Here is a 12,646-nt window from a genome sequence, read left to right as displayed (position 1 = left end):
GTATGAGCACCATCGAAGAACGCGTCAAGAAAATCGTCGCCGAGCAACTGGGCGTCAAGGAAGATGAAGTCAAAAACGAATCTTCCTTCGTTGAAGACCTGGGTGCCGACTCGCTTGACACCGTTGAGCTGGTGATGGCTCTGGAAGAGGAATTCGAGACCGAAATCCCTGACGAAGAAGCCGAGAAGATCACTACCGTTCAAGCTGCCATCGACTACGTCAACGCCCACCAGGGTTAAGACGTTCTAGTCGACGCTTCTTGTCGGGGAAAACCGCACTGCCTTCGCTGGCGTGCGGTTTTTTCTTTGCAAGGCGCCAGTGTCGAGCCGCGAGCTTTCAGAGCTTGTTGCCATTTCATTCCATTGCCTTGAATGCAATGGCAAGAAACTCTGTTATTTGAAAAGGAGAGTACTGTGTCGCGTAGACGCGTCGTGGTCACCGGTATGGGTATGCTGTCGCCACTGGGTACCGATGTACCGAGCACCTGGCAGGGCATTCTGGCTGGCCGCAGTGGCATTGGTCCGATCGAACACACGGATCTGTCTGCCTACTCCACCCGTTTTGGCGGCTCGGTGAAGGGCTTCGAGGTCGAGCAGTACCTGTCGGCCAAGGAAGCTCGCAAACTCGACCTGTTCATTCAATACGGCCTGGCAGCCGGTTTCCAGGCGGTGCGCAATGCCGGCCTGGAGGTCACCGATGCCAACCGTGAGCGCATTGGCGTGGCCATGGGCTCGGGGATCGGCGGCCTGACCAACATCGAAGAAACCAGCCGAACCCTGCACGAGCAGGGCCCGCGCCGCATTTCGCCGTTCTTCGTGCCGGGCTCGATCATCAACATGATCTCGGGCTTCCTGTCGATCCACCTGGGCCTGCAGGGGCCGAACTACGCGATCGCCACCGCCTGCACCACGGGCACCCATTGCATCGGCATGGCCGCGCGCAATATCGCCTACGGTGAAGCGGACGTGATGATTGCCGGCGGTGCCGAAATGGCCGCCTGTGGCCTGGGCATGGGTGGCTTCGGGGCCTCGCGCGCGCTATCGACCCGCAACGATGAACCGACCCGCGCCAGCCGTCCGTGGGACAAGGGCCGTGATGGTTTCGTGCTGTCCGACGGTGCCGGTGCCCTGGTGCTCGAAGAGCTGGAGCACGCCAAGGCGCGTGGTGCAACCATCTATGCCGAGCTGGTCGGCTTTGGCATGAGCGGCGACGCCTACCACATGACCTCGCCACCCGACTCGGGTGAAGGTGCTGCGCGCTGCATGGCCAACGCCTTGCGCGATGCGGGCATCGAGCCGCAAGCGGTCAGCTACATCAATGCCCACGGCACGTCGACCCCTGCTGGCGATATCGCCGAGGTGGCGGCGATCAAGCGTGTGTTCGGCGAGCATGCCTACAAGCTGGCCGTCAGCTCGACCAAGTCGATGACCGGCCACCTGCTGGGTGCCGCTGGTGCGGTAGAGGCGATCTTCAGCGTGCTGGCAATCAACAGCCAGATGGCGCCGCCGACCATCAACCTGGACGAGCCGGACGAAGGTTGTGACCTGGACTTCGTGCCACACCAGGCGCGTAGCATGCCGATCGACGTGGTGCTGTCCAACTCGTTCGGCTTCGGCGGGACCAACGGTTCGCTGGTGTTCCGCCGGTTCGCCGACTGATGCACTGCTGGATCGATGGCCAGGAAGCGACTGCGGTCAATCTGCACAATCGCGGCCTGGCCTACGGTGATGGTCTGTTCGAGACCATTGCCGTGCATGGCGGCAAGCCCAGCCTGCTGACCCGACATCTCGACCGCCTGGCACTGGGTTGCCAGCGCCTGGCGATCGACGTTGACCTGATGCTGCTTCGCAACGAACTGTTGCAATTCGCTCAGTTGCTGGGGGAGGGCGTCGCCAAGCTGATCCTCACCCGTGGCGACAGCCAGCGCGGTTATGCCCCGGCGCCCGGTGCCCAGGCGCGACGCATTCTTCAGGGCAGCCCTTTGCCCGTCTATCCCGCACAGCACGCCGAACTGGGTGTGCGGCTGTTTCCCTGCCAGACACGGCTGGCGGAACAACCGCTGCTGGCCGGACTCAAACACCTCAACCGCCTGGAGCAGGTGCTGGCCCGTGCCGAATGGCAGGACAGTGCCTATGCCGAAGGCTTGATGCGCGACAGCCAAGGGCGAGTGATCGAAGGGGTGTACAGCAACCTGTTCCTGGTGCGTGGCAAGGTGCTGATGACCGCTGACCTGAGCCGTTGTGGCGTGGCTGGCGTGATGCGTGGCGCATTGCTCGAACAGGCGCCGTTGTCGGGGCTTGCCGCCTTGGTGCGCGACCTGACGCTGGAAGACCTGCAGCAGGCCGACGAGGTGTTTGTCTGCAACAGTGTCTACGGGATCTGGCCCGTGCGTGAATTCGCTGCACTGAACTGGCCGGCAGGCCCACTCACCCGTAAACTGCAGGCCGTTGCCCGTACGTTACTGGATACCTGATTCGTGAGACGCAAATTCCTGCTGCTGCTGGAAATGGGTTTGATCCTCGCCGGCCTGGCATTGGGCTGGGCTGCCTGGAAGATCAACTCGGTCCTGGAGCAGCCCCTGCAAGTGGCACAGGAGCGCCTGCTCGATGTGCCTGGCGGCACCACGCCCAATCGCATGTTCTACCGCATGGAAGGCGAGGGGCTGCTCGACGATGCGCTCTGGCTGCGCCTTTACTGGCGCTTCAACATGGCCGGCACTCCGTTGCATACCGGTGAATACCGCCTGACCCCCGGCATGACCGTGGGGCAGTTGTTCGATGCCTGGCAGCGCGGCGATGTGGTGCAGTACAACCTCACCCTGGTCGAGGGCTGGACCTTCCGCCAGGTGCGTGCCGCTGTGGCCAGGCACGAAAAGATCAAGCACACCCTCGATGACCTGAGCGACGCGCAGGTGATGGACAAGCTCGGTCACACCGGCGTCTTCCCCGAGGGCCGATTCTTCCCAGATACGTACCGCTTCGTGCGCGGCATGACCGATGTCGAACTGTTGCAGCAGGCCTACATGCGCCTGGACGAAGTGCTGGCCAAGGAGTGGGCTGAGCGCACTACCGACCTGCCGTATCGCGACCCTTACCAGGCGCTGATCATGGCCTCGCTGGTGGAGAAGGAAACCGGCATTCCGCAGGAGCGTAACCAGATCGCCGGGGTGTTCGTGCGCCGGCTGCGCCTGGGGATGATGCTGCAGACCGACCCAACCGTGATCTACGGCATGGGCGAGCGCTACAACGGCAAGATCACCCGGGCTGACCTGCGCGAACCGACGCCTTACAACACCTACACCATCAGCGGCCTGCCGCCGACCCCGATCGCCATGGTCGGCCGCGAGGCGATCCATGCCGCGCTCAACCCCAGCGATGGCAGCAGCCTGTATTTCGTCGCCCGTGGCGATGGCAGCCATGTGTTCTCCGATGACCTGGACGACCACAACAGCGCTGTGCGTGAGTTCCAGCTCAAGCGGCGGGCAGACTATCGCTCCAGCCCCGCACCTGCGGCGCAGCCGGGGGCAGGCGAGCAGCCGGCGCCCGACCAGGAGGCCCCTGCCGAGGCAGCCCCGGCCGAAAGCGACGCTGGCGCGCCTACCGATGAATCCGTGCCGGCCGAGGCGCCGTCACCTGAAAAACAGTAAGGAACACCCGTGAGCGGTTTGTTTATCACCCTGGAAGGCCCCGAAGGCGCGGGCAAGAGCACCAACCGCGACTACCTGGCGGCGCGCCTGCGTGAGCAGGGTGTCGATGTGGTGATGACCCGCGAACCCGGTGGCACGCCACTGGCCGAGCGCATCCGCGAGCTGCTGCTGGCACCCAGCGACGAGCCCATGGCGGCCGATACCGAGTTGCTGCTGATGTTCGCTGCCCGAGCCCAGCACCTGGCAGAAGTGATCCGTCCGGCCCTGGCACGAGGCGCCGTGGTGCTCTGCGATCGCTTCACCGACGCTACCTACGCCTATCAGGGCGGCGGCCGTGGCTTGTCGGTGGAGCGTATCGCCATCCTCGAATCCTTCGTCCAGGGCGAGCTGCGCCCGGACCTGACCCTGGTCTTCGACCTGCCAGTCGAAGTCGGCCTGGCCCGTGCTGCTGCCCGTGGCCGGCTGGATCGCTTCGAGCAGGAGGGCCAGGCCTTCTTCGAGGCGGTGCGCCAGGCCTACCTGCAGCGCGCCGCCCAGCAGCCGCAGCGCTACAGCCTGCTGGATGCCGCTCAGCCGCTGGAGGCGGTGCAGCGTGCGATCGATGCGCTGCTGCCGGGCCTTCTGGAGCGTTGCCGTGGCTGAGGCCTACCCCTGGCAGCAGGCGCTCTGGCAGCAACTGGCCGGGCGCAGTCAGCATGCCCACGCCTACCTGCTGCATGGGCCCCAGGGTATCGGCAAGCGTGCCCTGGCCGAGCGTCTGATGGCACGGCTGTTGTGCCAGACGCCCCAGGGGCTGGATGCCTGCGGGCAGTGCAAGGCGTGCCTGCTGCTCAAGGCCGGCAGCCATCCGGACAACTTCGTGCTGGAGCCAGAAGAAGCCGACAAGCCGATCAAGGTCGACCAGGTTCGCGACCTGGTGTCGTTCATCGTGCAGACGGCCCAGCAGGGCGGGCGCAAGGTGGTGCTGATCGAACCGGTGGAGGCGATGAACATCAACGCGTCCAATGCCCTGCTCAAGAGCCTTGAGGAGCCTTCCGGCGATACCGTGCTGCTGTTGGTCAGCCACCAGCCCAGCCGCTTGCTGCCCACCATCAAGAGCCGTTGCCAGCAGGTCACCTGCCCGAAGCCGAGCCTGGCCCAGAGCCGTGCCTGGCTGGCCGATGCCCTTGCCGACAGCGCCGAAGACGAGCGCGAGGAGCTGCTGACACTGGCCGCCGGCTCGCCGCTGATGGCCGTCAGCCTGCAGGCGAAGGGCGTGCGCGAACAGCGCGCGCTGGTCACCGAGGGAGTGAAGAAGCTGCTCAAGCAGCAGCAGTCGCCCAGCCAGCTGGCCGAGGCCTGGAACAACGTGCCGTTGCTGTTGTTGTTCGACTGGTTCTGCGACTGGTCGCACCTGATCCTGCGCTATCAGCTGACCCAGGACGAGGACGGGCTGGGCTTGGCCGACATGCGCAAGGTGCTGCAGTACCTGGCGCAGAAGAGCCGCCAGGCCAAGGTGCTGGAGGTCCAGGCGTGGATCCTCGAGCAGCGCCAGAAAGTGCTGGGCAAGGCCAACCTCAACCGTGTGCTGCTGCTCGAAGCCTTGCTCGCCCATTGGGTGCAGCTGCCGGGCATGCGCTGATCCCTACCGTTCATTCATGTGTGTGTTCCCATGCTCGTAGATTCCCATTGCCACCTCGACCGTCTTGACCTCAGCGCCCATCAGGGTTCCCTCGATGCCGCCCTGCAGGCCGCGCGTGAGCGCGGTGTCGGGCATTTCCTGTGCATCGGCGTCAGCGCCGAGAACGCCGGCGCGGTCAAGGCGCTCAGCGAGCAGTACGCCGACGTCGATTGTTCGGTGGGGGTGCATCCGCTGGATCTGGCGCCGGGTGAAACCCCGGCCCTGGAGTGGCTGCTGCGCGAACTGGCCCACCCGCATGTGGTGGCCATCGGCGAGACCGGCCTGGATTATCACTACGAGCCCGAAGCCGCCGAGCTGCAGCAGGCCTCCTTCCGTCTGCACCTGGAGGCTTCGCGGCAGACTGGCAAGCCGGTGATCGTGCATACCCGTGCGGCCCGCGAGGACACCCTGGCCCTGCTGCGCGAAGCCAGCCTGCCCCAGGCCGGGGTGCTGCACTGTTTCACCGAAGATTGGCCGATGGCCAAGGCCGCGCTGGACCTGGGTTATTACATCTCGTTGTCCGGCATCGTGACTTTCCGCAACGCCGATGCCCTGCGCGAGGTCGCCCGGCAGGTGCCGGTCGATCGCCTGCTGGTGGAGACCGATTCGCCGTACCTGGCGCCGATCCCGCACCGCGGCAAGCCGAACCTGCCGCAGTACGTGCGGGAAGTGGCCGAATATGTCGCCTCGCTGCGCGGGGCCAGCTATGAGCAGTTGGCCGAGCAGACCACCGCCAACTTCAAGCGCTTGTTCCCGCTGGCTCGGGTGGCCTGATCCGCAGTTCGCCGCTGGCGCCCGGGCAAAAAAAACCCGGGTTCTGGGGGGGGAATCCGGGTTAAGACCATTAGGAGTAAAACAAAGGTACGCGGTCCCTGGGCACCTTTATCGGCGCGCCACTTGGGGGGGATGCGCCGCGCCAACACTTCAAGTATTGGCCAGGATTGGCGCCCTGCCAGCGCTCGCTGATCGTTTTTTAAACAGATTTGGAATACGTCGACGGTCGCTTGGGCGATCAGTGCATGGCGATGTGCCTGACCAGCCGCAGCGCTTCGTCGATCAGGCGCTCATCGGTATAGAAGTGTGGGGAAAAACGTACACCAGGCCCGCGCAGCGCGCAGATCACCTGCTGGGTGCTCAGCGCTCGATAAATGTCGGCATTGGCGCGGCCAGCCACAGTGAAATTGACGATGCCTGCGCGGCGTCCAGGTTCTGCCGGGCTGTGCAGTTGCACACCCGGGATCGCCGCCAGCCCTTGGTGCAGTTGCTCGACGCGATGGCCGAGTTGCTCTGCAATCACTTGCATGCCGAGCTCTTCCAGCAACGACAAGCTGGCCTCCAGTGCACAGGTGCCGAGCATGTTCGGGCTGCCCGGCTCGAAGCGCCTGGCACTGCGTGCCGGTTGCCAGGTGCGGCGCTCGAAGTCGCCCAACTGTTCGAGCATGTGCCAGCCGTAGGCGTGCAGTTTCAATTGACTGCGCAGGGCGCTGCGGCAGTAGAACACCCCCAGGCCCTCGGGGCCGAGCATCCACTTGTGGCCGTCGGCCATGGCGAAATCGCACTGGTAGTGCTGCACGTCGAAGGGCAGGGCGCCAATCTGCTGGATGGCATCGACGCAAAACAACACGCCTCGTTCGCGGCAGCCCTGGCCCAGGCGGGCCAGGTCCAGGCGCAGGCCGCTGGCGAACTGCACGGCACTGACCGCCAGCAGCCGGGTGCGCGGGCCACAGGCCTGGAGCAGTGCAGCCTCTGGGTCATCTCCGGCCAGGCTGGTTTCGATCACATCGACGCCTTGATCCGCCAGTGCCTGCCAGACCACGCGGTTGGAGGGGAATTCTTCGTCGCTGATGATCACCTGGTCGCCCGCTTGCCAGTCGAGGCCGAACGCCACCAATGACAGGGCGTGCGAGGTGTTGCCGACCAAGGCGATGTCGCCTGTGCTCGGCGCGTTGAGCAGGCGCGCCAGGCGTTCGCGCAGGCGCCGTTCGGTGGCCAGCCAGGCCGGGTAGTCGCTGGCGCCGCGCTGCAGGTTGTCACGGGCGAAGCGCGCCACGGCCTCAGTGGCCCGGCGCGGCCACGGAGCGATGGCCGCGTGGTTCAGGTAACACAGGCCCGGAGCCTGCTCGAACTCATCAAGAAACACAGACATGCTTGGAAGATCCGTGCAATTTACCGCCAGTTAGGCATAATAATCCGCTTCGATTGTCATCCTAGTCCTACCTATGCACAAAGAACCTCGTAAGGTCCGTGAATTTCGCCGCCGCGAGCAGGAAATCCTCGATACGGCGCTCAAGCTGTTTCTCGAACAGGGTGAAGACAGTGTCACCGTCGAGATGATCGCCGACGCCGTGGGCATCGGCAAAGGCACGATCTACAAGCACTTCAAGTCCAAGGCGGAGATCTACCTGCGCCTGATGCTCGACTATGAGCGTGACCTGAACGAGCTGCTGCATTCCGCTGACGTCGACCGTGACAAAGAGGCGCTGTCGCGCGCCTACTTCGAGTTCCGCATGCGCGACCCGCAGCGCTACCGGTTGTTCGATCGCCTGGAAGAGAAGGTGGTCAAGGGCAACCAGGTGCCGGAAATGGTCGAGCAGTTGCACAGCATCCGTGCCTCCAACTTCGACCGCCTGACGCAGCTGATCAAGGGCCGCATCAGCGAAGGCAAACTCGAGGACGTGCCGCCGTACTTCCACTATTGCGCGGCGTGGGCGCTGGTCCACGGTGCGGTGGCGCTGTACCACTCGCCGTTCTGGAGCAACGTGCTGGAAGATCAGGAAGGCTTCTTCCAGTTCCTCATGGACATCGGCGTGCGCATGGGCAACAAGCGCAAGCGCGACCCAGAAACCGCGAACTGAAGCGGCCCGAGCGGTGCTTGCCGGCCTTTGGTGAGCATCGCGCGATTCTGCCTTCGACAGGAAGACTTGCAAAAACCTGATTTATGAGTCAGGTTTCGCCGGTCCGTTTCTTCCATGCCGGAGTCACCCATGATCGTCGATCGTCAAGGCAGGCGCTTTCGCAACCTGCGCGTCAGCCTGACTGCAGCTTGCAACTACGCCTGCACCTACTGCGTACCCGATGGCAAGCGCCTGGTGGCGGCGCAGGACGAGTTGGGGGCCGAGGCGCTGGGGCGCGGCGTGGCCTATCTGGTCGAGGCCGCGGGTGTCGAGCGCTTGCGCATCACGGGCGGCGAGCCGCTGGTCAGCCCGCGGCTCGAGGGCTTCCTGACGGCGGTGGCCGGGCTCGGGCTGGAAGACATCAGCCTCACCACCAATGGCCAACTGCTTGCCCGCAAACTGCCACTGCTGCGTGCTGCCGGCATCCGCAGGCTCAATGTTTCCCTCGATACCTTGGACCCTCTGGCCTTCCGCCGCATCGCCCGTGGCGGCGATCTGGCCAGTGTGCTCGACGGCATGGCCCAGGCCAGCGCTGCCGGCATGGCGATCAAGGTCAACATGGTGCCCATGCGTGGGCAAAACCTCGATCAGGTATTGCCGCTGCTCGACTACTGCCTGCAGCAGGGCTACGAGCTGCGCTTCATCGAGCTGATGCGCATGGGCCACCTGGCCCGTGACCGCAATGCCTTCCTGCAGCAGTTCGTGGGGCTTGAGCAACTGCTCGAGCTGATCGGCGAAGCCCATGAGTTCGAGCAGGCGCAGCGCCCGGTGGATGCAACCGCGCTGCGTTACCGCATACCCGGCAAAGGACACTTCGGGGTGATCGCCAACGAGAGCGTACCGTTCTGTCGCGCCTGCTCGCGGCTGCGCTTGTCGTCCACCGGCTGGTTGCATGGATGCTTGTCCTCAAGCAACCGTCACTTTGTCGGCGACCTGCTGGACAAGCCGCGTCACCAGGCCCTGCCAGCGTTGCAGCGCTTGCTGGTGAAGGCACTGGCGGACAAGCAGGACCAGGCGTTCTCCGGCGATGTGATGGTGATGAAGGTGATCGGCGGCTGACTCTGGCGCAAAAGCTGCATCTGGCGGCTATTCGCCGGTTTTTCGTCACCGGCCTCTGGAGGAAAGATGCGTAGCCTGGTCTTGCTGCTGGCGCTGATGGCGTTGGGCGGTTGCATGAAAGTCAGCGACATGGGGGAAGAGGTCCGTGATCAGATGAGCGATGTGGGCCTGCTGGATCACAGCAACACCACCCGTACCCTGTCCATCCGCCTGCAACCCGATTCGTTCATCTTCATTGGCCAGGGTGCGTTCATGCCGCCGGGCAAGGGGCCACAGCCGCGCCAGAACGCCGTGGCCGAGGAAGCGTTCAAGAGTTTCATCGAATATTTCCCGCTGGTGCGCCGTGCCCAGGGCCCGCTCGGCCTGGAAGACGCAATCGCCGAAGCCCGTTCGGTCGGCGCCGATTACGTGCTGTACACCCGCTTCGCCCGCACCGATGACCGTATCGGCAATGGCGATGAATGGTATGACGAACAGGCCATCGACCGCCTGGGCTGGGACACTGGCGTGGTGCAGATGATGTTGATCGAGACCAGCACCCGCTACCTGATCGATACCGCGCGCATCAAGAGCCGTGGCGGTTTGTTGACGTTCCACGACAATTCGCCGCAGGATTTGCTTGCCGCGCCCATGCGCGAGTACGCTCGTAGCCTCCTGGGCATGAGCAAGTAAGCGAGCGTGATATGACCGACTCCGGCAAGGCCAACGATCTCCTGGCGCAGATCCCCGCACACAAGGGGCTGCCGCCGGTGCATCTGTGGAACCCGGATTTTTGCGGCGACATCGACATGCGCATCGCCCGTGACGGCACCTGGTACTACCTGGGCACGCCGATCGGGCGCAAACCGATGGTCCGGCTGTTTTCCACCATCATTCGCCGCGATGGCGACGACTACTTCCTGGTCACGCCGGTGGAAAAAGTCGGTATTCGCGTTGACGACGCGCCCTTCGTTGCGGTGCTGCTGGATGTGCAGGGTAGTGCAGAGCAGCAGGTGCTGCGCTTCACCAGCAACGTCGACGACCAGGTCGAAGCCGGCCCGGCCAACCCGCTGCGGGTTATGATCGACCCGGTTACCCAGGAGCCCGCACCCTATGTGCTCATGCGTGGCAACCTCGAGGCGCTGATTCACCGCAACGTGTTCTACCAGTTGGTGGAGCTGGCGGTGCCACAGACCATCGAGGGTGAGCAGTGGCTCGGGGTTTGGAGCCATGGCCAGTTCTACCCGATCGGGCGCGACGCCTGAGCGAAAATCGGCCTCCCGCTTTTTCCGCGGATTGGCCGTTTCTCCTGTAGCGGGCGGGGCATAACCTGAGGGCCACAGCCAATCAGGAGATTCCGTTCATGAGCATTACCCGTCTTTCCCTCAGCGTGTTTGTCGCCCTCGGCTTGTTGGGCGCCAACGTGCCTGCCTGGGCCCATGGTGACGCGCAGCATCCCGACCAGGTGAAGATTCTTCAGGAGCAATTGCCCACTAATGCCCCGGGCAAGAAAGCGGTGATGCTCACCGTCAGCTATGCGCCGGGCCAGGCATCGCCCGCCCATCAGCACCCAGGCGCGGTCATGGCTTATGTATTGGAAGGCGCGGTCGTCTCGAAGCTCAACGACGAGCCGCAGAAAACCTACAAGGCCGGCGAGTTCTGGTACGAAGCGCCCGGCACCGTGCACAGTGTATCGAGCAACGCCAGCAAGACCGCGCCGGCCAAGCTGCTGGTGTGGAGCCTGGTGGACGAGGGGCGGCCAGTGACCGAACCCCTGTCCCAATGAGTCGCCCGGCAGGGCGTCGTGGCTACAGCTCGCGCTGCACGGCGCTGATCAGGGCCGTGTCCAGCACTTGGCAGGGTGCCACCTGGACGCTCTGGGTATAGAAGGGCGGCAGGTTCTGCGCCAGTTGCGCCACGGCCTGGGCACTGACGCCGGCAGGCAGTAGCACATACTGCAAGTTGGAGGGGAATGACTGCGGTACCGGCCCTTCCATGGTCGAGCCGTAGGCGCCAAAGGTCATCACCGCCTGGCTGGTCGCCGGGTCAGGGATATACAGGAACACGAAGGTGCCGTATTTGGGGTGCGTGAGGCATTGCTTGGCCTGGGCGCGTACAGCAGGGTCGTTGTCGTTCATCAGTTTCCAGCGCAGTTCGGCATAGCCACGCGTGGTCTCCATGAACGCGGTGCGGATTGGCGACTGCTTCTCCACGCCCCCCAGGCAAGCCAACAGGTTGCCGAACGGGTCGAGCAAGGCCACGGCGTTCATGGTGTCGGCCTGCCGGGCGGTTTCGATCAGTGGGCGGGCCAGTTCCTGCCCGGGCATGCGCGGGTTGGCGCTGCTGACCCTGAGGCTCCAGGGACTCAGAGCGGCCAGGGCCTGGCGGACTTTGCTGTCGGCGGGCAGCGAGCTCGGGTTGCGCAACTGGTCAGGTGGCAGGCCACTGTTGTTGCTGGCGTCACGCACATTGGACACGCTGGCGTCGAAGATCGAACCGGTGAGGCTGAAGGCTGCGGCATCGATACCGCAGCCGGCATAGACCGGCCCGCTGCCTGCGCCCTGATAGGGACGGTTGATCGGCGCGGCAACCGCATAGTAGCCCCAACTGGCCTGCGCCTTCTGGCGTACGGCAGGTGGCAGGCTGGGGAAATCGAACTGGCTGTTGAAGTTGATCCCCGCATAAGTGTCGATGGCGCTGACCGCCACGTTGAAGCCGGCAGTCAGCAGCGAGCCGGCGCACATGGCGCAGGGGTCGAGGGTGGTCACCACGGTCAGCTTTTCCGGCGCTGGCAGGCCCAGGCGTTCGCGGTTGGCGAAGTACCAGTCCACCAGCTGTCGTTCGCCGTGGGCGGTCGGGTCGTGGGGCAGGAACGGCGGTTGTGCGGCACTGCCGGGGTAGGGCATCAGCACATTGTTGTGCAGGGCGGCGAGCACGTTGCCGGTGGCGTTGTCGATGATGCAGCCACCAACTGCGAAGGTGCCTTGTTGGCTGGCCAGAATGGCCTGGTTGGCAACGAGTTCCACCGCTTGCTGGGCATTTTGGGCGGTCTGCTTGGTGTCCATATTGACTCCCTGTCGTTGAGGCGCCGGATGCGCATGCAGACGATAGTTCAGGGCAATTGGAAAACAAGGGGCGTGGGTAAAAGAACCTGCAGTGCCTGCCTGGTTGGCGAGGCAGTGCAGGCGTTGCCACAGGCAAGCTGAATTGGGCCGGCCATCAGGAGCGTTCACACGATTGCAGGCAGCTACACGCCAAAACGAAAAAACCCGCCAGGAGGCGGGTTCTTCGGGTGTTCAAAGACTGTGGAGACAATCTTTGCAACGCTGTTTGGCTCCGCGACCTGGACTCGAACCAGGGACCCAATGATTAACAGTCATTTGCTCTACCGACTGAGCTATCGCGGAA

Annotated in this window: 14 protein-coding genes and 1 tRNA gene; 12 read left to right on the top strand and 3 right to left on the bottom strand. The window is 64.1% G+C overall.

Annotation, left to right across the window (positions count from 1 at the left end):
- Positions 1-2: 2 nt before the first annotated feature.
- From acpP to F6X61_RS18880, 7 genes are all read left to right on the top strand, one after another.
- Positions 3-239, top strand: coding sequence for an acyl carrier protein (gene acpP / locus F6X61_RS18910; RefSeq protein WP_153787907.1), 237 nt, complete (start codon positions 3-5; stop codon positions 237-239).
- Between the two features lie 174 nt (positions 240-413).
- Entirely contained in the window at positions 414-1,658 is a 1,245-nt protein-coding gene (fabF, locus tag F6X61_RS18905) for a beta-ketoacyl-ACP synthase II (RefSeq protein ID WP_110995679.1), read from the top strand.
- Positions 1,658-2,473, top strand: a complete 816-nt coding sequence (gene pabC, locus F6X61_RS18900) for an aminodeoxychorismate lyase (RefSeq protein ID WP_153787906.1) — start codon at positions 1,658-1,660, stop codon at positions 2,471-2,473. Before fabF ends, pabC begins: the two co-directional genes overlap by 1 nt.
- A 3-nt stretch (positions 2,474-2,476) precedes the next feature.
- Complete coding sequence (gene mltG, locus F6X61_RS18895) at positions 2,477-3,646, top strand: endolytic transglycosylase MltG (RefSeq protein WP_153787905.1); 1,170 nt, start codon at positions 2,477-2,479, stop codon at positions 3,644-3,646.
- Positions 3,647-3,655: 9 nt separating this feature from the next.
- Positions 3,656-4,288, top strand: coding sequence for a dTMP kinase (tmk, locus tag F6X61_RS18890; protein WP_153787904.1), 633 nt, complete (start codon positions 3,656-3,658; stop codon positions 4,286-4,288).
- Complete coding sequence (locus F6X61_RS18885) at positions 4,281-5,267, top strand: DNA polymerase III subunit delta' (protein ID WP_153787903.1); 987 nt, start codon at positions 4,281-4,283, stop codon at positions 5,265-5,267. Before tmk ends, F6X61_RS18885 begins: the two co-directional genes overlap by 8 nt.
- A gap of 30 nt (positions 5,268-5,297) precedes the next feature.
- A complete protein-coding gene (locus tag F6X61_RS18880) occupies positions 5,298-6,080 on the top strand; it encodes a TatD family hydrolase (RefSeq protein ID WP_153787902.1) in 783 nt (260 codons plus the stop codon).
- 238 nt (positions 6,081-6,318) lie between these two features.
- Here F6X61_RS18880 and F6X61_RS18875 read toward each other — a convergent pair whose 3' ends face one another.
- Positions 6,319-7,452 carry an aminotransferase class V-fold PLP-dependent enzyme gene (locus F6X61_RS18875; RefSeq protein ID WP_153787901.1) on the bottom strand — a complete coding sequence of 378 codons (1,134 nt, stop codon included), beginning with the start codon at positions 7,450-7,452 and terminating at the stop codon, positions 6,319-6,321.
- 73 nt (positions 7,453-7,525) lie between these two features.
- Here F6X61_RS18875 and F6X61_RS18870 point away from each other — a divergent pair, with 73 nt between their 5' ends.
- The 5 genes from F6X61_RS18870 (at position 7,526) to F6X61_RS18850 (ending at position 11,024) form a co-directional block, all read left to right on the top strand.
- Positions 7,526-8,161 (top strand): TetR/AcrR family transcriptional regulator, encoded by a 636-nt coding sequence (locus F6X61_RS18870; protein ID WP_110995672.1) that lies wholly within the window; start codon positions 7,526-7,528, stop codon positions 8,159-8,161.
- Between the two features lie 129 nt (positions 8,162-8,290).
- Positions 8,291-9,259 (top strand): GTP 3',8-cyclase MoaA, encoded by a 969-nt coding sequence (locus F6X61_RS18865; RefSeq protein ID WP_153787900.1) that lies wholly within the window; start codon positions 8,291-8,293, stop codon positions 9,257-9,259.
- A 66-nt stretch (positions 9,260-9,325) separates the two neighbouring features.
- The gene (locus F6X61_RS18860; RefSeq protein WP_153787899.1) at positions 9,326-9,931 is read left to right on the top strand and encodes a DUF4823 domain-containing protein; all 606 of its coding nucleotides are present in this window, start codon (positions 9,326-9,328) and stop codon (positions 9,929-9,931) included.
- 11 nt (positions 9,932-9,942) lie between these two features.
- On the top strand, positions 9,943-10,503 hold the full coding sequence (locus F6X61_RS18855) for a DUF1285 domain-containing protein (RefSeq protein WP_153787898.1): 561 nt from the start codon (positions 9,943-9,945) through the stop codon (positions 10,501-10,503).
- Positions 10,504-10,601: 98 nt separating this feature from the next.
- Positions 10,602-11,024 (top strand): cupin domain-containing protein, encoded by a 423-nt coding sequence (locus F6X61_RS18850; RefSeq protein ID WP_153787897.1) that lies wholly within the window; start codon positions 10,602-10,604, stop codon positions 11,022-11,024.
- A gap of 22 nt (positions 11,025-11,046) precedes the next feature.
- Here the strand turns inward: F6X61_RS18850 and F6X61_RS18845 are convergent, their stop codons facing one another.
- Positions 11,047-12,303, bottom strand: a complete 1,257-nt coding sequence (locus tag F6X61_RS18845; RefSeq protein ID WP_153787896.1) for a nucleoside deaminase — start codon at positions 12,301-12,303, stop codon at positions 11,047-11,049.
- Between the two features lie 266 nt (positions 12,304-12,569).
- Positions 12,570-12,645 (bottom strand) — tRNA-Asn (locus F6X61_RS18840).
- Position 12,646: the final 1 nt, after the last annotated feature.

Origin of the sequence: Pseudomonas sp. EMN2 (genome assembly GCF_009650555.1) — a bacterium.
Lineage (GTDB): Bacteria > Pseudomonadota > Gammaproteobacteria > Pseudomonadales > Pseudomonadaceae > Aquipseudomonas > Aquipseudomonas sichuanensis.
This window is presented reverse-complemented; position numbering and strand designations above follow the sequence as displayed.